Here is a 19915-nt window from a genome sequence, read left to right as displayed (position 1 = left end):
ACACAAGAAATTATTTTTGTGTAGTCGCAAAAATAAAGTCGCTAAAAAATCTAAAACAATGAAAAGACCGTCGCATTCAGGCTGAAAGATTACGCCTTGTCTAAATATCGGAATTATTGTCAGACGAAACTCGAGGCATTCCCGACAGTGAACTTGTGGAATTTAAAGACGCCTAAATATAAAATTAGGTAGTAGATGTTTGTCTGTAACTATTTCATTTCAGAACGAATGAAAGAAGAATAGACAAGAATTTTTAAGTCCGAACGCATAACATCAACCATGGTCCCTAATTGAAAAAATAGGAGTAATGAATGCAGGACAGCAAAGAAATATCAAGGAGAGCTATCTTGAAATCTGCAATCGTCGCAGGAGCGGCAGCCGCTCCCTGTTTGTCAGCTGAGGCGGTAGCACAGGAAAAAGTCGTAGTCGGAACTGTTAAAACTCCGGTCATTGGTTCAAAACGTGTCGAACCCGGTAGATTTACCGGTTCCTGCGCGAAGGTATATTTTTCACCGGTCATCAGCTCCGAGATGCTGATCAAACTCTATAACTTAGTGAATGAAGGCATTTACGGCAAAGTCGCAATTAAACTTCATACCGGTGAAAAACACGGCCCCAACATCATTCCCCGCGATCTGGTTAAAGCGCTCCAGGCGACCATTCCCAACAGCGTTATTGTTGAAACCAACACTCTTTATGAGGGCGACCGATTCACTACTGCCGGACATCGCGAGGCTCTGAAGGTCAACGGTTGGGACTTTTGTCCGGTTGACATCATGGATGAGCATGGATACGTCAACCTTCCGGTTGACAATGCATTCCATCTGAAAGAAGTAGCAATGGGCAAGAACATTGTTAATTACGATTCAATGCTCGTTCTCACACACTTTAAAGGTCATGCAATGGGCGGCTTCGGCGGTTCTATGAAGAACATCGCTATCGGATGCGCATCCGGACAGGAAGGCAAGAGACAGGTTCACGGCGTTTCGGGAGAACCGCCTGCAGATTGGAACGCATGGCCCGCCAAAGAAGTTCTGATGGAAAATATGGCTGACTCTGCCAAAGCCGTAATCGATCATTTCGGCAAGCGAATCACTTACATCAATGTCCTTCGCAACATGTCCGTTGATTGTGACTGCGCCGGTATCCACGCAGCAAAACCGACAATTAAGAATATCGGTATTCTGGCTTCGACAGACCTTTTGGCGATTGATCAGGCTTCAGTCGACCTTGTCTACGGTCAGACTGCAGATAATCATGATCTTGTCGAGAGAATTGAAACCAGACATGGTTTGCGTCAGCTGTCTGCAATGGCTGAACATCATATGGGCAATACACAGTACGAACTTATTGAGGTGAAGTAATCACACTTCGGAAAGAAATTCGGGTCACTCATAAAATTCTCTAAGTGGCTCGATCGAGTTCTCTCAGGCCGGATAACCTCCGGCCATATTTTTAAGCAGTCCTCCTCCGCAGAATCGGCAGCAAAGCAAAACCCGAAACATACTCTGTCGACGCATCGGTAACCGCATCAATTTTAATTTTCATTTACACATGTAACCTCGAAATTTACACGTATTGGTTAAAACCCGTATATAAATATAAATGAATCACGAAATTAAGTGATGATACTAAGTGAGGTTTATTATGAAATTAGTTCAGGCTGCAATTCTCAGTTCGATAGCTGCTTTTGCTTTTACAGTCAATGCAGCTGAAATAACAGCGCCTTCTGTCGATGCTGCCGATACTGTGACCAAGACCACCACCACGACGACATCAGCCAATTCCGGCGGAAGCATCACCGAAACTGTCGAAACCATTAAGGGAGACGCATCCGCAATTAAGCAGCACGTAAAGGACGGCAGCTATACGGAACTTCCTACAGATAAACAGAAACTTGGTCAGGACGTAGATAATGCCAAGAGTCAGTTAAAGAATAGTTTCTCTTTTGGCAGCGGAGATTCATCAGTTAAGTAGTCGAGAAGTTAGATCTTCACACTGCATGGGGTGGGGCGGTCCTTTTGGCCGCCCTTTTGTATGGGTGTTATTGGTAGCGGTTAACCGAAATCCGTCCAACAGGTTGTAGAGTCCTTTTTTGACCGATCAGAGGATAGAAAAAATCGAGAGAATGCTCAATTTCTTTTTAGCCTTCTTATTTCAGCATCTGTTTCGGCGAGGCTTTATAGTCGAGATCCAAAAAAGCCGGACAGCGAGTCCGGCTTTCAGGTAAAGAATCAGATTCTTAATTCAGTTCAAAAACCTTGCGAAGCTCTTCCGTAGTCAGGTTTTCATCGAAGGGGACGTACTCGCCCTTGCTATTTTTGAAAACACCGTAGGGAACCGCTCTGCAGCCGGCGCGTCTGTGAAGTTTGGTGTTTGTCCAGACTTTGTCTCTTAACTCAACCGGAAGTTTGGAAATGTCGTAGCGAATACCTCTGAAATCCGGATCCTTAAAGTGTTCATGCTGCCGCTCAAATACTTCATAGGGCTTATCAGCCATAAGGATCGTCGTACCCTGAGGCTCGGAATGGATGTTCATGAAAGAGATCGGGTAGAAATTCACCTGAACGTCCTTCAGAAGCGGCTGGAGACGCTGTAAGAGACGCATGCAGTCCGGGCACTGGGTGTCGAACGCCACCACGGCGACAGGAGCACCTTCTTTATGAGGAAAACTAAATCCTGTGCCGTCCTTGAGAAAAGAGTTGTACATCTTTTCTCCGTTCCAAATCGGCGGGATGGATGCGGGAGAAGCCGAAGCGGTCTTCACTCCTGCGGTCATTGCGGCAGCCGCAGACGCAAAAGCGAAAAGAGTGCGTCTGGAAAATTTAGCATTCATTATGGTGTCCTTGAAAAAAAAATAGCGATGATAAAAAGAATAATAATTTTGAAATATTTTTAAACGCTTAAGTTGGAGCGTTTTGTCCGGTCTGAGTATAGTTATGTCTGAAAATCTTATATGCGCCATGGGGCAGAGAAATTTTAGGAAAAGATATGACGGAAAGTTTGAGAGAAAAGGCGATTGAAGGTTACCTGGACAGAGACGACGGTGTGGACTGGATGGGACTCATGACATATGCGAACAGCATGTTTGACGTGAGAGACAGCATCAAGCCGAATCTGCCGGCCTTCAAGTTTGACGGAGAAGAAGCAAGAAGACTCTTTAATGAGCATTCCGCATATCTGAAAGCACATCCTCTGATCATTGACCCGAAAGACTTCCGTGACAACTGCCGTCTGCTTCAGAAGCGTTTTATTGAAACCGGTGTCATCAATGAACCGCACCAAATCGAAATGCTGAATACTCTTGACTGGGACAAACTCTCTGATGAGGCGATCGCATTAGCCGGTAAAGATCCGTCGGAATTGTTTGAACGAGCTTCTTCCGATCTAGGTATCGACGCGGAAGATGGTGAAAGCCAAAGCGTTCTTGCAGGCCTGTTTATCAATATTATCCGCGCTTATCTGAAACCTGTCGGAGAAGCGATGACAGACGCACTCACAAGACTTGATGAAGTTGCTGTGCGCGATAAACCGCTTCTTTGTCCGACATGCGGTTCTGTTCCTGCGATTTCTTCTGTCAGTGAGGTTGCGGGAACTCAGTCTAACGAGCGCAAACTTTTCTGTTCCTGCTGCGGCACGGTTTGGCCGTTTGAACGTGTTCGCTGCGCCTACTGCGGCAATACCAACAGCAACAAACTGAAGTATTTCTATGCCGATGAAGACCCCGCTCATCGTCTGCACGCCTGCAAAGAGTGTGGCGGCGTGATGCCTACCGTATTCCAGAACGTCCTGAAGGGTGAGCTCGATTACGATATTGAGCTGGTAGCAATGGGCGTAGTTCAGAATCTGTATGAGGATCAGATCAAAGATCAGGATACAGAAGCCTAATCACCAAGGTAGAGCATTATCGGCCTCGAGGAAATTCGAGGCTTATTTATTTTTAGGAATATCAACAAGACGCATATCGTTTGCGATTCTGTGAACTCGCCTCTGAATGAGTGAGGAATTGCTGTTGATGTGGTATTTCTTCGGATTGATGAGAATGGAGGCCAATCGGATCGCTTCATTTCGGTTCAGCTGAGAGGCGCTTTTGTGAAAGTAGGCGCGTGAAGCAGCTTCAACACCGAATATTCCGTTTCCGAACTCCGCAATGTTGAGATAGACCTCCAGAATACGTTTTTTGCTCCAGAGCGCTTCAACGATTGGCGCAAGAATAATCTCCTGAATCTTTCTGAAGTAGCTTCGGTCGTGGCTAAGAAAAAGATTTTTAATTGTCTGCTGTGTCAGAGTAGAACCGCCGGGCGCATGGCGTTCGGAAAGGAGATTGCGCTGTGCGGCTGTGAGAATGGCGCCCCACTGCAGACCGTTGTGGTGCATGAAATTGGCATCTTCGGCAGCGACGACCGCGCTTTTCATGTATGGCGAGATTTTGTCGTAATCCACCCAGCTGTAGCGGACCGAGTGCGGAGCATTTTCTGATAGCCTGTCTTCTTCCTGTCGCATATACGGAGTTGAACTCGGGTCAATGAACGCGAAGAGGGCGATTCTTGCGATATAGAAGAGCTCCAGAGCAAAAACCGAAAGCAAAAGAAAGAGAAACATCCTGGTCACTAAAGACCGGATGGAAAATTTTTTTTTCTTTTGTTTTGATGAGTTGAACACAATGGCGCGGAATCCCTAAATGCGATGGAGGTATTTTAGCCGCAGAAAGCGTTTTGTGATTTTTGTTGATGTATACTCTTCCTCACTTTCGGAGAGTCCCGATCGTCTAGAGGCCTAGGACATAACCCTCTCAAGGTTAGAACACGAGTTCGAATCTCGTTCGGGACGCCAGAGACTTCTAGCTTCAACCTACGTCACACTGCACCAGTTATCGCCAAATATCAGTATCCATGCGGGTTTTCAGGATTCTTACCGACTCAACAGCTCGTTTCTTTTAAATTCAGACGCCCCACAATTCCCTCATGCAGACCAAAATGGTCTCTAGCTTTTTGTTCTTTATCGGGCTGCTCAAAGGAAACAATCGTGAATATGAAGGATGTTGTTGACCTGAAGAGCTCTGAGAGGGCTGAAAATAAAGTTCGTCAATTCGTTCAAGGCGTTCGAGATACTATTTGCGGAAAGCGAATGAAAACGTTTGCTGCTTACCGAGGTGGATTAATGGGAAGTCTGATCGGGAAGATATATTTCTTTGCGGAAGAAGTTTAGGCCCTTAATGACAACAATGCATTTATCGCAAAGAAAGAGAAGAAAACAGCAGCCGGGCCCCATCGCTTACGTCCGAAACGCTCCCTGCTCCCCGAGCAGGTGCCACTATGCTCCCAGTCGCCGCATAACTAGTATATCAACTTCAGCGAAAGGAAACGACTCGAATCATCAACGACGTTAGAAAAGGCCTTTTGAAATTTTGGTGCGTTGATGTAAAAAATAACGGCTGAATCATCATGGATGATGTCGGTGTCTCGGACAACGAGGAAAGGCTTATGTACTTCTTTGGTAATTATGTCAAGTGAAACGGTGTTGTTTGTTAATCTGAAAGGGTGGAGTTCAATCTCCCTGTCGATACGCAAAAAAATGGCTTTTGGAGTTCCTTGGTATTTGCTTCATCGACGAAAACAAAGCAGCCGAACTTCTCTGTGATGCTATGAGCGCTTATGGGCGAGATGTCTCGGAGTAATTCAGATTTAAGCGGAAAGAAAGTTTCTTAGAGTACTGCTTGTTAAGAACGGTGAAGGGAAATATGCAAATCCAAACGCAGAAGAACACTCAAGATATGCTGAACCGCTCAGACATGAAGAACCAATAGATTTCAGATAAGAATTTGGACGAAGAGAAGGATAGCAAGAGCCGTCCACCTCGGAAGAATACGATCCGGAGCTGGTGCCGGTGTTCGGGGAGCTACAGTAGCAGTCTTCCTGATCGGAATAAAAACGAAAGAGGGCAAAAGGAATTTTTAAGAAAGAGTGGGTGCCCGGATCATCTTTTAGAGAAGCTTTCAGATTAAACGGAATAGGCGCCTAACTTAAACTAATTACACAAGAGGATATTTGAGTGTTTTTAGGAAAAAGCTGGCCAATGGTAATGCTCCTATTTTAGAAGTGGTTTAGTGGATAGCGGCTTAAGATTACGTGTCCACGATTAGGATAATTCCCCTACAGACATTGCAAAATTGTTGTATCAGGTCTCGCCGAAAGGCCAAAGACTCAAAACCTTAACGATGCTATAAGATGGAAAGGACATTGAAGATAGTCAGGTCAGTGTTCAACTTTCTTCCCTGTAAAAAATGCTTACAAGAATAGACTCAGTGGAATTAATGAGAAAAAAATGTAGATAAGTTATTTAGCTACCAAATAATTGTCTATGGTCGATGTATCTTCAAAAAAAGATTACTGTGAGTTTCGAAAGTGAAAACTCATATCTTTGCGGCGTCGTTGTGGCGAAACCGAGCAACTGTATAAAGGGACTATGTTGCTACTTTGGTAAGGATCTCTTGAAGGCAACAACCGGCTCAAATCTCTCACTGGCAAGCCAAGAGAGGAGTGTTTTTGCTCCTAAAATTTCTTGGCTGGAAACCTGTTTTGAATAATAGAGCCCTAAATGAGGGAGTTGTTGGTCAGAGAACCAGATGACATCGTTACCTTCGTTGATAAGGCTAAGTGCGGTTTCAATGGATATTAGGCAAATAAAACCTGAATCTTTTACGGCTAGCCGAGATTCTGATTGTCGTAGTACATCTTGAAACTTTTCCTCATTTGATCTTCCTCTTGACAGAAAGAAAGATACAAATTCCTCCGGAATGGTTCTATTTAGTCGCAGGTCAAAAGCACAAATGGAAACTTGACCGTTCTCAACATAGCTAGGTTTGAGGTAACGTCCGGCGTCTCCATCAAAAATAAGTTTGGAGGGGAGGGTTGTCATAAATAACCGAGTATTTTTTCGAGATGCTTTAAGTAGTCAGGGGTAGACAGCTTCAAAGTAGAAGATAGGATGAAGGGCAAACGTATTTCCTCTTCGTTGCCGACCCTTGATAAATACAACAATTTTGGAGTTTTTGTGGCTATGGAAATCTTCTGAGTTTTTCGTACATGGAAGGTTACAGCTACGCACGTGAGGTCTGCATCTACATAAAAGGAAGGTTTTTTGTTAAGTAGGAATGGAAAAAGAAACAACATCCCTCGGAAAGAGTCATTTGGAATATCAGGGAGGTTCAGTTTTTTATTTGTTTTTTGTTCGTTTTGGTAAGAGGAACAGACACTGTTGAGCAACTGATATAGCGGCATGTAGATGGAATCTTCTTCAATGCACGGCTTGCAAGAAGTATCGTCTGCTTCAGAACTTTGGATTTGAGCAAACCATTTATCGATAGCTTCCTTCTCTCTATTCAGCTCTACGTCAAAATCTGTGACAGATAAAAGCTCACAAAACGGTGTTTCAGATACGAAAGCATCACAGCTATTCTTAAACATGCTGATTCTCTATTGCAGATAATAATTTTTCAGCGAATAGTTTTGCTCTTTGCTGTGTCAAAGCAACAGAAGCTACGATGTTCTGTTGACCATCACCAGGCTGATCTAAAAAATTTATAACTACCATACCGTCTTGGGTTCCTCCAACAGAGAACCCAAAAGGAAAGAATGTTGGCATATTCTTTTTTAATATAATCTGAGAGGGTTCCTCTTTTCTATCCTTTTCCATTTTCGTCTCCCTTAATCTCCAGTGCATTATAGCAACACGTATATATAACAATTAGTCTCATAGTTTTCCCACAGATGTATGAAGGCACTTACCTATCCGTTTATAAGTAATTTCATCTCTTAAAATTACTAACCAAACGGATGAGTAAAAAATACATGGAAGACCACTGAGACACTAAGCGTATTTCACACTGTTTTGTTCAGTTTTGGGTTGACGGAGTGCATCATCGTGCTCAATAACTGATTGAAGGAAAACCATCAAGCATCCATGGATTTATTTTTGAGATCATTCCTATCCTTTTAGTCTTATTTGATCCTTTAATGCGTTGGAATATTTCAACAACAAAGCAGGGTTACAAAGATTTCGAGAAGCCTTAGCAAATAAGAACTGCTCCTAGAGGTTTGTGTGCTGACTTCGGTGATGGAAAGATTGAGGAAATTGTCACCGACAAATTCATTACTCAAGTCACGATCGCCTTTTCCCGCATCGTAGGCAAGAGGTTTTTAGCAGATAAGCTGAGCCCTGCAACGGTCGACTATGTGTTAATGAAGATGGTATCTGGGCTACCCTTTGAAATTAAGGCATCCACGATGAGGATTATGGTGCTTGCGCTACGGATAATAAACTTAGAACTTAACCTTTCAGGTTGGCTTGGGAAGAGCAATTCGGTCGGATGCACGCATAACTAAAGATACGTGAACCTGCGATAAGAACGTATCTGATCATATAAAAATTGTTGCTGACCAGAAGCTTCTTTTCAAGAGGAGGGAGTGTCTTAAGGCAAGAAAAGTTTACAAAAAGACAGGTGATTCCCAGGAGGCTTCTAACTTTTAAAAATAAGAAAACTGTTTTGTGTTTTTCATTGAGCAGGGAGAAATTGTCGTCACAGCAGTGAGTTACCGGTAGATGTAAACGGTTATGAATTTCAGGAGAAGAATTAACAGTCTGTTCGTAAAGGCGGATACTGCCGGTCCTTTTGAGTTTCAAGCTTTCTACGCTGATTTGTCATCTTTTTAGATTAATGGTTTCCATAACCGCTACGCCCGATTTGAGTACTAATTGCTTATACACTTTGGTTAATAACTCAAATCACGTTAAGGAGACTATATGAGCGTTTATCTGCAGACTAAAAGCTGGGAAGAAGCTCGAGAAGCCATTAAGAAAAGCAAGGGCGTCGCGATCGTACCGATCGGAAGTGTCGAACAGCATAGCTACCATCTTCCGCTTGGTACGGACACGTATGTCGCAATGACCGTCGCAGAAGGCGCTGCGGAAAAAACCGGCGCTGTTCTGACGCCGCCGGTTTGGTTCGGATGGAGCCCGCATCATATGGTGCTTCCCGGCACAATCACAATTCGTCCGGAAGTTCTTTCCGAGATGACATACGACATCATCGAATCCTTGGTCGCACACGGCCTCAACAAAATCATTCTGATCAACGGTCACAGAATCGTAAATGTGGTCTGGATGCAGCTGTGCGCACAGAAAGCTCAGAGCAAACTTGGCTGCATCGTCAAGATTTTTGATCCGGCCTATATGAGCAAAGATATTGTTAAAGAGCTCGGATTCGGACCGGTCGGACACGCCGAAGAAATCGAAACATCACACATGATGGCAAGATTCCCGGACATGGTCCATTTAGAAAAAGCCGTCGATAATCCCATCAAAGACACACCGCTTTATTCAGTCGATCCGACTTATGAACATGACACGCTTTGCTATGTGCCGAGCAGTCTTGCGCACGCCAAGGCGGCTGCGGAGAAGTCCGGCGGATGCACCGGAGAGCCGAGCAACGCCGACGCTGAGCGCGGGAAGATTTATCACGATCACCTGGTCAGCAACTTGGTCAAAGTTGTTGAACAGCTTCAGAGTGAATAGCATCGGAGTCTGCGATGAAATTTAACGGTAAAACCATATTTTTTTCGGTGCTGATCTTCAGCATCATCATGGTCAATCCCCCGGTTGTATTTTGGGTCAATGACTACTGCGTCACACACCCGCTGACCTTTGGCTGGCCGACACTTTATCTTTGGCTTGAATTCTGGTTTGTGGTCATGATCGTCGACTTCATTGTCGCCGCGTTAAAGCTCAAGGCCTGGAACTGCAGCCAGGATGCTAAAGAGATCGAGCAGGTCTCAAGACCCGAGTTCTAAGGAGGGACAATCATGAATTTAGGTCTTGTTATTCTGACTGTATATCTTCTTGTTCTCCTTGGTATCGCGCTTTACGCAGCCAAACAGGATAAGAAAAACATTAAAGACTTCGCAACAGGCGGCGGTCTCGGAATCTTTATCCTTACGCTGACGTTCTCAGCAACATACCACAGCGCATACGCCTTTATGGGTGCGGGTGGTTTTGTATACAACAACGGAATCGGCTGGTGGTGCAACGGTTTATGGACAGTGCTTCCGGGCGTACTTTTCTGGGTCTGGGGACGCCGTTTCTGGTTTATCGGCAAACGCTACGGCTATCTTTCGGTTTCCGACTATGCTTCCGACGTTTACCGTTCTAAGACGGTCGGTGTATTGGTCACACTGATCACAATGGTCTTTACGATTCCTTATGTCGCGATTCAGGCTATCGGATGCAGCTACATCTTCCAGACCATTTCCGGAGGCATGCTTTCTTACACCGCAGGCGCACTGATCTTCTTTGCGATCATGATCATCCTTGTGTTTTTAGGCGGTATGAAGGGCGTTGCAATTACAGATGCGGCGCAAGGTGTTTTTATGTTTGTCGGTCTGCTTGGCGGCTCCCTCTGGGTTATTCTTGCGAACTTCCCGTCGGTTGCTGAGGCCTATCAGGCTGCTTTCAGCCATACTCCGGAATTATTCACACTGCCGGGACCCAAAGGCGTTGTCACGCCTCAGGACTGGGTCTCCCGCTGGGTTGTCATTACCTTTGGCATGATGATGTTCCCGCAGGTGACGCTGAGATTCTTCGCGGGTAAGAACTTGAATGTTATGAAGTGGTCTGCCGTGTTCTCTTCGATCTATCTGACCATGATTTACGTCTTTACACCGTGCGTCGGTATGATCGGTCGTATCCTGATGCCGGATATCGCGGCTCCGGATACCATCTTCCCAGAACTGCTTCTCAAGTACACGCCTGCGGTCTTTGCAGCGCTCATCATCAGCGGTGCGCTTGCTGCCGCGATGTCAACGGGTGACTCTCAGCTCCATGCGACTTCCACAATGCTCGCTACCGACGTTTACAAGAAGTACATCAACAAGAAAGCAGACGAAAACGCGATGTACAACGTCGCTAAGGTCGGTGTCATTATTATCGGTTTGGCCTCTGTCGTTTTCGCGCTCACTCGTCCGACAGCGCTTGCTGATCTTCTGGTGCTTTCCAACGGCGGTGTGGCGGTTTTAGTTCCGGCGGTAATCGGCGGACTTTATTGGAAGAGAGCGACGAGAGAAGCTGCGATTGCTTCGATCGTTATCGGGGAACTTCTGATGATTACGATGACCTTCATTCTGAAGGCCGCTCCGTTCGGTCTTTCAGGAGCGTTCTGGTCCATGATGATTTCTCTGGTGATTTTCGTCGGTGTTTCTCTGGTCACTAAGCCTCAGGAACACACCAAGCAGGTCATTGACTCTATCAATGATTTCTTCGCGGAAGACGAAGAGCCCGCACAGGCTCCTCAGAAGAATCTGGCGCTCGACTAATTGGTGCGCAAATCCCGCGGATAAGAAGGCGGTTTAAAAACCGGTTTTAAGTTTTGCGGGATCATTAAATAAACGAAGAAGCTCGGAAATCAGCCGGGCTTTTTCTTTGGGTTTGCTAGGGCAAATCCATGATAAAAATAGGGCCGGCATCTTTACGGATGTCGGCCACGCGTGTTTGAATCCGCAAACGGCGAGGATTTTCAGGGTAAACCTTGAAAATGCAATGTGCAGGTGCAATACTCAGCCGTTTGCAGAAACTGGCACAAATTCAAATGAAGGAGTTTTTGAGTAAATTGACTTTGAACATTAAAGATCGAGCATGTCCATGCCGATATAGTGCTGATACGGATGATCGCAGGCAGGGCATTTTGTCGGAGGTGTCAGACCTTCATACACAAAGCCGCAAACCAGACACAGCCATTTAATCGGTTTTTCTCTTTTCCAAACTGTACCGTCTTCCACCTGCTTGAGCCAAGCTTGGAAACGAGCCATGTGATGTGCTTCGATGGATGCGATGGCACGGAACTTAGCGGCGATCTCAGGGAAGCCTTCTTCGTCAGCGACATTTGCGTAGGCGAGGTAAGCCTCAACTCCTCCAATCTTTTCTTCTTCAATAGAAATCTTCAGGTTGTCAGCGGTCTTTCCGATAGCGCCGGTATCTGTTTGTACACAGCCTAGGACCTGTCCGTCGGGAAGAAGATTGAGGAAAATCTTGGCGTGGCGAAGTTCGTTCGCAGCGGTTTCGTTAAAGACGCCCTGAAGCGGAAAATAGCTTTCTTTGCCAGCCTGCGCCGCATAAAAAGTGTAGCGTGCGTATGACTGGGATTCATTCAGATAGGAAATTGTCAAATTCTTTTCTGTCTGAGTACCTACCAAACTTTTTGTCATTATCAAACCTCCAAATTGCTTTATCGGGTGATCAGCGTCATTTGCTATAAACACGGTATAGGTTAATTACATACTCAGAGAAGAGCCTCCAAAGCACCTCAAAATAAGCGTAAAGAGTTGAGGCGATTTTTATTTAGAAAAATAAGTTTGTTATGAGTGATTTTCGAATAAAGAGTTACAAATTGGAAATTGCTTTAAACGATATAAAAGTATTTGGATTCAGTGGGTTATAGGAGGTTTTAGTTATTTGTGCGGCAATTTGCCAATGGCGGCTGACCAGGGCCTCCTTATAGTGGGTGATTCAGAGTGTGGCTGCCTTATAAGCCTGCGTGTGAGTGTGAACGCATATTTCTCGGGCGACCGAGAAAATCATGCTCAGCGTCAAAGCGGTTTTCCGCTTTTTTCTTCAATCTTGGCGAACCGCCGTGTTCGCCGAGAGGGGACTGCGGGACGTCTTTTTATTCACCTTTTATTAATGATGATTAAAGATATGCAAACTCGAATTTGTCCTGAAACCGCCGCGCTGATTCTTGAGCGCGCCCAAGGCAATTATCGTGAAATCCTGCAGTATGCCGGTGTCAGCGAGAAGGTTCTTCACAAACCGAACCAGGAATGTCCCTGGTGCGGCGGAGAGGATCGTTTCTCCTTCACCGACAAATTTAGAAAAGGCGATAGCTACTGCCGTCACTGCGGCCATCACAGCGGTGTGGATTTGCTTATGCTGATCCGAAACTTCTCTTATAAGGAAGCGCTTCTGTATATTGCAGACTTTTTCTCGATTCCCGTTGAAGAGTACCGTGCTGTACGTCGCCGCAAACCGATTCAGAGGACTCGAGACTCCGTCGAAAGACTGTGGAGTTCTTCGCGTCCGATTGAAGAGGGAGACGGCGCCTATGTCTATCTTCGCTCAAGAGGAATTCTCGGGAAACTTCCTCCCGCTCTGCGTTCAATCAAGTCTATGCGATATTCGCAGCAGGCTGAAAACGGGCAGGATTGGGAATCGAGCTATTTCGAGGGCCTCATTGCGGAGATCAGCGATATGCACGGAAAACGAGTGAATCTGCACAGAACTTATCTTGAAGGAGGCCGTAAGGCCTATGTTAAGACAGTGAAAAAGGTTCTCTCAAAGGAGCTCTCCGGCTGCTCCATTCGGCTTGGCGAATATCAGCCCGACGGAGTCCTCGGACTTGCTGAAGGAATTGAAACCGCGCTCTCGGCTTCCGAACTTTTTAAAGTTCCGGTTTGGTCGGTGATCGCGGCGTTTAATTTCAAACAATTTGTCCCGCCGGAAGGCGTCAGAAAACTGATCCTTTTTGCGGATGCGGATCTGAACTTTGTGGGACAAAGAGAAGCCTATTGCGCTGCCGCTGTTTTAAAGCAGCGGTATCCCGCGCTTGAAGTTGAAGTACGTCTTCCGGACTTTCCCGGCTGGGATTGGAATGACGTGCTGATGCACAGGCGCGCTCAGAAGGCTTCGTAGCACCAAAGATGCTTAGCGGCACTTCAGGGCGATAGGCTGGCGGAATTAGATTTCCGCCGACAAAGAAAGGCTCCTGCACAAAGCCTTTCTTTGACGGAAAACATTTGTGCAGTTTTTTTATACCCCGCGGGGCTTTCGACCCCGCGGCAGCGGCAGGAAAGCTCCGTTTTTTATTTGGAGTTTTTTATGCAGCAGGTATTTGACGATGTGATTTGCGCGGAAGAGTTTGGTTTTACTTCCGAGCAGAAGGTTCTGGGCTATCAGAGAGAATCATGGGATGTTTCCGAGCATTACCTGATTCCGAAGAAAGACCCGAACTATGTTTTCCGGCAGGAAACACTGGGCATTATGTCCGCATGGTGGGAGATGGGTTCGGGAGAGCCGCTGTTTGTCAGCGGTCCTCACGGATCCGGCAAGACAAGTTTTATCAATCAGTTTTGTGCCCGAGTTCGTGCTCCGGTCATTGCGATGACCGCACGCGCGCGGCTGGATCGAACAGACTTGATCGGTCACTATGTGATTGACAAAGACAAAAGCATGCGCTTTGTTGACGGACCGCTGACGCGGGCCTGGCGGCGCGGTTTTGTGTTTTTGGTTAATGAAATGTCGGCAGCTCCGGGCGATCTCTGGCTTTCGGTCAACGAACTGCTGGAGGGTGCGCCTTTATTTATTGAGGCAACCGGAGAGGTGATTGAGCGTCATCCGCGCACGAGGATTGTCATGACAGACAACATCCGAGGCTTATGTGATGACGAGAAAGGCTCCTACGTGGGGCGTTTCGTTCAGGATCCCGCGGTTATGGACCGCTGCTGGAAAATGCGCATGGACTACATGGACGCGGACTCTGAGATTGCACTCATTCTCAGCAGTACGCCGGAAGTTCAGTGCGTCGGCATTTCTTCATCAGACTGGAAGCGGGAATTTGCGGTGCGTCTGCGCAAATCGGCCGAAAGAGTTCGTGAAGCTTATTGCGGCATGGATCCTACGGTCAGTGTAGACGCGACAATTTCCACGCGTGTTTTGATGAGATTTAGAGATTTGCTGCTTTTGAGTTATCGCTCCAAAGCGATGGGATGCTCTCATCGCGAAGCGGTCAGAAAAGCGCTCCGCATTTCTCTAACTGACTGCCTTGACTCGACAAGCGCCTCAGTCATTGAGAAGCTTGTTGAAGCTGAATTAGGCAATATCGGCGACTATCTCCTCGTGTAGCTGACACGAGGAGGTAAGACAAGAGCTGTCGCAAGTGTTTCTAAACTTTCGTTCGTAAAGAGCGAACAACCCACGGAGATCGAGGGAGTGTTGCCCCTCGATCCTTCGGGTCAGGGCCTCTCCCTTGAATCAAAAGGAGAATTCCATGACCGATTTGTTCCGGGACGCATCTTTCTTTGGCGGATGCGAACCAAAAAATAGTGACAAAACTGATGTTGCCGAGAACAGCCTTGTGCTGGTATCTTTCCGGATTTCCGTTTGGACGGGTATGAGCACAGAGCAGACCTCGGTAGAGGAAGGCGCGGAGAACATGCGTCGAAGACGCATTGTTCCGGCCTCGATGCTGAAAGTATTTTCAGATTTTCGGGTGCGCGCCAAAGCGCTTTGCGCGGAAAGAGGAGAGCCCTATCTGAACGGCTATGTCATGAGGCGATGTGACGCTGTCTCGGTTGAACGAACGCTTGCGATTTGGCGCAGAGAGTTCTGTCGGCAGCGAGACGAAGTGTTTTCGCCGCTTTATGAAAAGAGTGTTTATGACAGGTCGATGGGAGTCATTCCGAAAGGATGCGCTTCGGACGTGATTTGTCCTTCGACGGATTATGTTCTGCGCCGCATTTCTTTTGAGTTCGACGCCTTTACTCTTGCGAGCTTCAGCGGTTCCCGCTCTTCGCTGCAGTCCTTTATCCGAGGTCTTGCTTTGCGATTTGCCGAGGAACTTGATCTCGTTCGCATTGCCGCTGAAAGCGGCGCCATAACGGATGCGCTGCTTTGCCGGCTGGAGACACTTAAAGATCGTCTTTTAGTTTGGCAGGGCTATCGCGAGGAATTCCGTGACGGCGCGCTGCATCTGACTTCGTGCATTTCTCAGGCCATGCGGCTTAAACCGTATTGCCGGGATAAAACCTCGATGCTCAGTGAAATTGAGGCTGCGTTCAAACTTTTGGACGCGGCTTCAAGGACGGAGATTGAGGCTGAGCCGAAAACTGCGGAGCCTATAGCCGAGTCTGCTGAACCGGACTTTTCTATGGCCTGCGGATTGGAAGCCATGCTTGCGCGAGGCAAGTCATTATTTTCTTTTAGCTAACACCGGGCGCGCGGCCGAATCTCTAATGAGATCGGCCGCTCAAGCGGTCCCAGAGGAACAGATTTTGAGAGTCGAAACCTGCAACACCATCAACGTCTATAAGGCGGTCAACAGTATTCTTGCCTCGCTTGCGAACTACAAAGACATTCAGATTGTCTTCGGAGGGGTTCCGAGTACGAACGGTAAAACCGTTTACTTGGGAGAGCCGCCCACGCATTCGCAGGACGCGCTTGACGCTTATCTTGCGCACGGCACCCACGAGATTCATCATGTGCTGTTTACGGATTTTACGAATGTTTCCAAGCTTGGCGGTCTGCATCCGCTGGTAAACGCTTTGGAAGACGTTCGTATCGACGCGATCGGCTATCGTAAAACACCGGGTACTTATTTTTGGCGTGAGACCTACTTAGAGCGGATGCTCAAGAGAGGACGTCTGCCTGAAGTCAACGAAAAAACATCGCCTGCGAAGCTTTTATGCCTGAGCCTTTACTGGCATATGACGGACAAGACGCTTGGCTACAGTTTTACTCATATGCTTTCTCAGAGCTCGCAGAACGAATTTATCCGACGTTTTGGCGAGGATCTCTATGAAGAGCTTTCCGCGCTTGCGTATTCAGCTGTGACTTCCGAATCCACTGATGAAGTTATCGCATATGCCAAATTAATCGCCGAACGTTTTATTAAGGAGCTTTCTTTAGGGAAAAACCGCCGCAAAACTTCCGGCAATTCCGCTAAAAAGCAAGCGGAGCAGGAGGCCGTGCCGGCAAAAAACACTTCTTCTAATTCGACCGGTTCCGATGCGGCAACCGACAGGAAGCTTGAGCAAAAGTTTACGGAGCTCTTTGAAGGAGAAAATCCGGATCAGTTTGATATTCATAAACTGCTCGAGCAGGAGAGCAGAAGCAAAGGGAAGTCTCCCGATTTGGCTCAGGGCAGCAACTCGATTTGGCCTGCGGTCAGAAGTGAGCTTACGCAGAGCATAGACGAGCATTTTGTACAGGATTTAGAGCAATACGAGATTACCGCCTCAGCCCGATTCAGAAAATTTTTAAATTCAAATGTCATGCGGCCGAGACATCTGAGCCGAAGGGGCAAACAGCTCAGTACACCGGCGCTTGCGGGACTGATGGTTGGCGAAGATCGTATTTTTACGACGGAAGATACTGTTAAACAGCCCTCGGCCGCCTTTGCCGTGCTGATCGACCGAAGCGGTTCAATGGATAAAAGAACGATGCGTACGGCGGCGATCTGCGGCGCAGTTCTTTGCCGTCTGATTGACCGCGTCAGCGGATGCAGAGCATCTGCTTATGCGTTTCCGGGAATGGAGCGCAACACGCTTTTAGAGATCAAGCGTTTTGATGAGCGTTCAGAGTCCGTGACAGATCGCTTCGCGGGTATCCGCTCCTTTGGGTATACACCGGTTTGTCAGTCGCTGAATTCGGCAGCCGCGATTCTTTCCAACCGCAAAGAGCGGCGCAAGATTATTTTTATGCTGACAGACGGTTTATGTTCCGAGGAGGAGCTTCTCAAGGAGCGCAGCAAAGTCTTAACAAAGGCCGGTATAGAGGTTGTATGTCTTGGCATCGGCAGGCTCTCTCCGCTTATTTTTGATTTGCAGAAAAACATTGAGGATGCTTTTGATATGCAGGAAGCGTTATATGAGCTGCTTGAAGCGACGATGAAAAAGCATGCGGACTGATTAGGCCTCTGAGAAGTCTGAGAAAAAACTTCTAACATTTAAGCGGTCTGCGTGTCTCAAAACGAACGGAATCGAGAAAGCCATGAAGTCTCAAGCCTATGATGGCTCCATCATTTAGTGGAGGAATTCAAATGATTTCTTTTAAGAAAACACTTTTTGTCGGTTCAATGGCAGCTGCTCTTTTAGGCTTTGGTCTTACAGCCTCCGCTCAGCAGACTCAAGGCCAGCAGGATCCTCAGGATCAGGCCGTTTATTACGGTGCTCCCTGCATGATGGACGGTTTTTATCAAGGTGCTCCTGTTACGAGCCAGTACCCGGTTATGATGGGCTTCTACTGCCCGTATCACGGCATGTATCATTTCCGTCCGGTTTATCTGCCTACTCAGCAGCAACAGCAGATTTACCAGCAGTATCAGCAGGCTCCTCAGACCCAGACACCTCAGGCCGCTGCTCCTCAGACAGCTCCTCAGGCTCCCGCACAGCAGACTCAGCCGCAGAATTAATTTTTTCAAATTGCTGATTCACGCTGTAAGGCGACGCGATTTAAACCGTGCCGCCTAAATTTTTGTTATCAGTCGGGGGTAACAGCAATATTCTTTTTTTCTCGGCTCGATAGAATACTAAAAAGAGAAAATACTTTTATCGACAATGCAGGGAACCGAAAAGATTCGCCTTTATTCCTCGGTGCGGCTATGCGCTGGTGCCTGCTGTGCGCCGCTCATGGACGGATATTTAATTACGTCCGTCGGTTTGGTCTGGTTTCTTTCTGATTTTGTATTCGCTGACAATTCACCTTGGCTGGTGGGATTCAGTGCTTTTGCTTATATTTTCGGTTCTTTTTTTGGTACGCTGTTTGGCGGCTGGATTGGAGACAGGATGGGGCGGCGCGCCTTATATAACTGTTTGCCGTTTTGCCTTGCCGCACTTTGCGCGATGCAGACAGTCTGCACTGCTCCAATTTCTTTAATTGCCGTCCGTTTTCTTCTGGGTTTTGTGACTGGAGCGGATTCCCCTTGTTCTCAGGCGATGGCGGCCGAGAACTCTCCTAAACAGGTTCGCGCCAAGACATTGACATGGCTGATGAATGCTTGGTTCATCGGCGCGATTTTATCTGCCAGTATCGCATGGTTTATTAAAGAAATGTCCTTGAGCTGGATGGTTTATCCGTCGATTGCCGCTGTATTGGCGCTTATCAGCGCCTGGGCACGGATGGGCGCGCCGGAGTCTGTGCTTTGGCTGCTTCATCACGGCAGAGGCGCAGAAGCGGAGTACTCTCTAGCGATTCTCGGTCTCAGCAGTACTTCTGAATTAACGGAAGAGGAGAGTTTGCAGGGCAGTACAAGATTTAACCGTAGGACGATTGGCAAGCTGATTTTTATTTCGGTATTTTGGTTTTGTCAGGCGGCACCCGTTACTGCTGTTCTGATGTTCGGGCCGCTGCTTCTAAGCGCGCCGGACATGAGCGGCGAGACTGAATTCGCATCGACGACTATTGCGTACCTTTTATTTTTCATAGGCAGTTTCGGTGCACTTGGGCTGATCGGACGAACAAAGCGCCGTCCATTGATTCTGTGGACGTTTGCGCTGATGGCTCTGGGCTTTTTGATGCTGTCTCAAGTTCATCTCGGATCGAAGCTGATGCTTTGGGCTGCGTTGGCGTTATATTCGCTGCCTTACGGGATTCAGTCGGTTTTGGATTATGTCTATCCGTCCGAGCTTTTTCCGACTTCGATCCGTGCGACTGCGCTGGGAATTTTGGGTTCTACATCTCGCGTAGGCTCGATGATCAGTTCACTGCTTTTCCCGATTGCTTTTATTTCTTACGGTCAGCAGATGATGTGTTTTGCAGGTGCATTCGTTTTGGCTGTTGGTTTTGCGGTGTCGTATTTTTTCGCGCCGGAGACGTATCGTGCGAAATAAAACCCCTATGGATAGATCCACTTATGTTTTACCAAACTGCAGATGTCTTTTGCAGACAGAAGGTGTGGTGATTTAGAGCTCTGAGTAATATCTTATTTCCTTCCGAACGCAAGAAATATGAGCATTAAAAGATGTATTTATTGCTGAGCTTATTAGGAATACCCCAAGAATATTAACTACGGCAAAAGTATTAATCCCTTTTATTGGTGAGATAAATAAGGTTTAATTTGTTTTAACTAACTGAGTAATTGGCAATAGATACTCATTTC

The 19915-nt window shown here is 46.9% G+C and carries 19 protein-coding genes and 1 tRNA gene; 14 read left to right on the top strand and 6 right to left on the bottom strand.

What is annotated here, in order from left to right; all coding sequences use genetic code 11:
* The first annotated feature begins 347 nt into the window (after positions 1-347).
* A complete protein-coding gene (locus tag AC6I1F_RS07335; RefSeq protein WP_497801705.1) occupies positions 348-1364 on the top strand; it encodes a DUF362 domain-containing protein in 1017 nt (338 codons plus the stop codon).
* Between the two features lie 283 nt (positions 1365-1647).
* Entirely contained in the window at positions 1648-1977 is a 330-nt protein-coding gene (locus tag AC6I1F_RS07330) for a hypothetical protein (RefSeq protein ID WP_160336073.1), read from the top strand.
* A gap of 265 nt (positions 1978-2242) precedes the next feature.
* On the opposite strand, the gene AC6I1F_RS07325 is transcribed toward AC6I1F_RS07330, so the two are convergent.
* Positions 2243-2836: a thioredoxin fold domain-containing protein gene (locus AC6I1F_RS07325; RefSeq protein ID WP_251450182.1), complete on the bottom strand. Its 594-nt coding sequence runs from the start codon at positions 2834-2836 to the stop codon at positions 2243-2245.
* A 155-nt stretch (positions 2837-2991) separates the two neighbouring features.
* Here AC6I1F_RS07325 and AC6I1F_RS07320 point away from each other — a divergent pair, with 155 nt between their 5' ends.
* Positions 2992-3888 (top strand): formate dehydrogenase accessory protein FdhE, encoded by an 897-nt coding sequence (locus AC6I1F_RS07320; RefSeq protein ID WP_290149349.1) that lies wholly within the window; start codon positions 2992-2994, stop codon positions 3886-3888.
* Between the two features lie 42 nt (positions 3889-3930).
* Here AC6I1F_RS07320 and mtgA read toward each other — a convergent pair whose 3' ends face one another.
* A complete protein-coding gene (gene mtgA / locus AC6I1F_RS07315) occupies positions 3931-4602 on the bottom strand; it encodes a monofunctional biosynthetic peptidoglycan transglycosylase (protein ID WP_251450186.1) in 672 nt (223 codons plus the stop codon).
* Between the two features lie 155 nt (positions 4603-4757).
* Here mtgA and AC6I1F_RS07310 point away from each other — a divergent pair.
* Both AC6I1F_RS07310 and AC6I1F_RS07305 read left to right on the top strand, forming a co-directional pair.
* Positions 4758-4833, top strand: a tRNA-Glu gene (locus AC6I1F_RS07310).
* Between the two features lie 192 nt (positions 4834-5025).
* Positions 5026-5208, top strand: coding sequence for a hypothetical protein (locus AC6I1F_RS07305; RefSeq protein ID WP_251570919.1), 183 nt, complete (start codon positions 5026-5028; stop codon positions 5206-5208).
* A gap of 1263 nt (positions 5209-6471) precedes the next feature.
* On the opposite strand, the gene AC6I1F_RS07300 is transcribed toward AC6I1F_RS07305, so the two are convergent.
* The 3 genes from AC6I1F_RS07300 to AC6I1F_RS07290 are packed head-to-tail and all read right to left on the bottom strand — an operon-like array spanning position 6472 to position 7695.
* On the bottom strand, positions 6472-6918 hold the full coding sequence (locus AC6I1F_RS07300; RefSeq protein ID WP_251450192.1) for a hypothetical protein: 447 nt from the start codon (positions 6916-6918) through the stop codon (positions 6472-6474).
* Positions 6915-7466, bottom strand: coding sequence for a hypothetical protein (locus AC6I1F_RS07295; protein WP_290449009.1), 552 nt, complete (start codon positions 7464-7466; stop codon positions 6915-6917). Before AC6I1F_RS07295 ends, AC6I1F_RS07300 begins: the two co-directional genes overlap by 4 nt.
* Positions 7459-7695, bottom strand: a complete 237-nt coding sequence (locus AC6I1F_RS07290; RefSeq protein WP_251450196.1) for a hypothetical protein — start codon at positions 7693-7695, stop codon at positions 7459-7461. The genes AC6I1F_RS07295 and AC6I1F_RS07290 overlap by 8 nt, the downstream gene beginning before the upstream one ends.
* Positions 7696-8802: 1107 nt before the next feature.
* Here AC6I1F_RS07290 and AC6I1F_RS07285 point away from each other — a divergent pair.
* From AC6I1F_RS07285 to AC6I1F_RS07275, 3 genes are read left to right on the top strand one after another with little or no spacing between them, the layout of a single operon-like run.
* The gene (locus AC6I1F_RS07285) at positions 8803-9573 is read left to right on the top strand and encodes a creatininase family protein (protein ID WP_251450198.1); all 771 of its coding nucleotides are present in this window, start codon (positions 8803-8805) and stop codon (positions 9571-9573) included.
* Positions 9574-9587: 14 nt separating this feature from the next.
* Positions 9588-9848, top strand: a complete 261-nt coding sequence (locus AC6I1F_RS07280) for a hypothetical protein (RefSeq protein ID WP_251450200.1) — start codon at positions 9588-9590, stop codon at positions 9846-9848.
* A 12-nt stretch (positions 9849-9860) separates the two neighbouring features.
* On the top strand, positions 9861-11366 hold the full coding sequence (locus AC6I1F_RS07275; RefSeq protein ID WP_251450201.1) for a sodium:solute symporter family protein: 1506 nt from the start codon (positions 9861-9863) through the stop codon (positions 11364-11366).
* Between the two features lie 306 nt (positions 11367-11672).
* Here the strand turns inward: AC6I1F_RS07275 and AC6I1F_RS07270 are convergent, their stop codons facing one another.
* Positions 11673-12254 carry a rubrerythrin family protein gene (locus AC6I1F_RS07270; protein ID WP_251450203.1) on the bottom strand — a complete coding sequence of 194 codons (582 nt, stop codon included), beginning with the start codon at positions 12252-12254 and terminating at the stop codon, positions 11673-11675.
* Between the two features lie 490 nt (positions 12255-12744).
* Between AC6I1F_RS07270 and AC6I1F_RS07265 the strand changes: the two genes are divergently transcribed.
* From AC6I1F_RS07265 to AC6I1F_RS07240, 6 genes are all read left to right on the top strand, one after another.
* Positions 12745-13734, top strand: coding sequence for a DUF7146 domain-containing protein (locus tag AC6I1F_RS07265; protein ID WP_289163684.1), 990 nt, complete (start codon positions 12745-12747; stop codon positions 13732-13734).
* Positions 13735-13920: 186 nt separating this feature from the next.
* Positions 13921-14943 carry an AAA family ATPase gene (locus AC6I1F_RS07260; protein WP_251450208.1) on the top strand — a complete coding sequence of 341 codons (1023 nt, stop codon included), beginning with the start codon at positions 13921-13923 and terminating at the stop codon, positions 14941-14943.
* A 145-nt stretch (positions 14944-15088) separates the two neighbouring features.
* A complete protein-coding gene (locus AC6I1F_RS07255) occupies positions 15089-16027 on the top strand; it encodes a DUF3150 domain-containing protein (protein WP_289163682.1) in 939 nt (312 codons plus the stop codon).
* A 64-nt stretch (positions 16028-16091) separates the two neighbouring features.
* Complete coding sequence (locus AC6I1F_RS07250; protein WP_290448966.1) at positions 16092-17726, top strand: vWA domain-containing protein; 1635 nt, start codon at positions 16092-16094, stop codon at positions 17724-17726.
* 131 nt (positions 17727-17857) lie between these two features.
* Positions 17858-18229, top strand: coding sequence for a hypothetical protein (locus tag AC6I1F_RS07245; protein ID WP_160336093.1), 372 nt, complete (start codon positions 17858-17860; stop codon positions 18227-18229).
* A gap of 145 nt (positions 18230-18374) precedes the next feature.
* Complete coding sequence (locus tag AC6I1F_RS07240) at positions 18375-19646, top strand: MFS transporter (protein WP_289163678.1); 1272 nt, start codon at positions 18375-18377, stop codon at positions 19644-19646.
* The last annotated feature ends 269 nt before the right edge of the window (positions 19647-19915 follow it).

The sequence above is a fragment of the Parasutterella sp. St.1A3 genome, assembly GCF_059728705.1.
The sequence above is the reverse complement of the archived record's forward strand: the minus strand, read 5'-3'. Positions and strand labels throughout refer to the sequence as shown.

What these genes read in the sequence shown, in the direction of transcription:
- AC6I1F_RS07325 (WP_251450182.1), bottom strand. Translation starts at nt 2,836, where the DNA reads ATGAATGCTAAATTTTCCAGACGCACTCTTTTCGCTTTTGCGTCTGCG.
- AC6I1F_RS07280 (WP_251450200.1), top strand. Translation starts at nt 9,588, where the DNA reads ATGAAATTTAACGGTAAAACCATATTTTTTTCGGTGCTGATCTTCAGC.
- AC6I1F_RS07330 (WP_160336073.1), top strand. Translation starts at nt 1,648, where the DNA reads ATGAAATTAGTTCAGGCTGCAATTCTCAGTTCGATAGCTGCTTTTGCT.
- AC6I1F_RS07265 (WP_289163684.1), top strand. Translation starts at nt 12,745, where the DNA reads ATGCAAACTCGAATTTGTCCTGAAACCGCCGCGCTGATTCTTGAGCGC.
- mtgA (WP_251450186.1), bottom strand. Translation starts at nt 4,602, where the DNA reads ATGTTTCTCTTTCTTTTGCTTTCGGTTTTTGCTCTGGAGCTCTTCTAT.
- AC6I1F_RS07245 (WP_160336093.1), top strand. Translation starts at nt 17,858, where the DNA reads ATGATTTCTTTTAAGAAAACACTTTTTGTCGGTTCAATGGCAGCTGCT.
- AC6I1F_RS07255 (WP_289163682.1), top strand. Translation starts at nt 15,089, where the DNA reads ATGACCGATTTGTTCCGGGACGCATCTTTCTTTGGCGGATGCGAACCA.
- AC6I1F_RS07320 (WP_290149349.1), top strand. Translation starts at nt 2,992, where the DNA reads ATGACGGAAAGTTTGAGAGAAAAGGCGATTGAAGGTTACCTGGACAGA.
- AC6I1F_RS07285 (WP_251450198.1), top strand. Translation starts at nt 8,803, where the DNA reads ATGAGCGTTTATCTGCAGACTAAAAGCTGGGAAGAAGCTCGAGAAGCC.
- AC6I1F_RS07260 (WP_251450208.1), top strand. Translation starts at nt 13,921, where the DNA reads ATGCAGCAGGTATTTGACGATGTGATTTGCGCGGAAGAGTTTGGTTTT.
- AC6I1F_RS07240 (WP_289163678.1), top strand. Translation starts at nt 18,375, where the DNA reads ATGCAGGGAACCGAAAAGATTCGCCTTTATTCCTCGGTGCGGCTATGC.
- AC6I1F_RS07300 (WP_251450192.1), bottom strand. Translation starts at nt 6,918, where the DNA reads ATGACAACCCTCCCCTCCAAACTTATTTTTGATGGAGACGCCGGACGT.
- AC6I1F_RS07290 (WP_251450196.1), bottom strand. Translation starts at nt 7,695, where the DNA reads ATGGAAAAGGATAGAAAAGAGGAACCCTCTCAGATTATATTAAAAAAG.
- AC6I1F_RS07270 (WP_251450203.1), bottom strand. Translation starts at nt 12,254, where the DNA reads ATGACAAAAAGTTTGGTAGGTACTCAGACAGAAAAGAATTTGACAATT.
- AC6I1F_RS07275 (WP_251450201.1), top strand. Translation starts at nt 9,861, where the DNA reads ATGAATTTAGGTCTTGTTATTCTGACTGTATATCTTCTTGTTCTCCTT.
- AC6I1F_RS07295 (WP_290449009.1), bottom strand. Translation starts at nt 7,466, where the DNA reads ATGTTTAAGAATAGCTGTGATGCTTTCGTATCTGAAACACCGTTTTGT.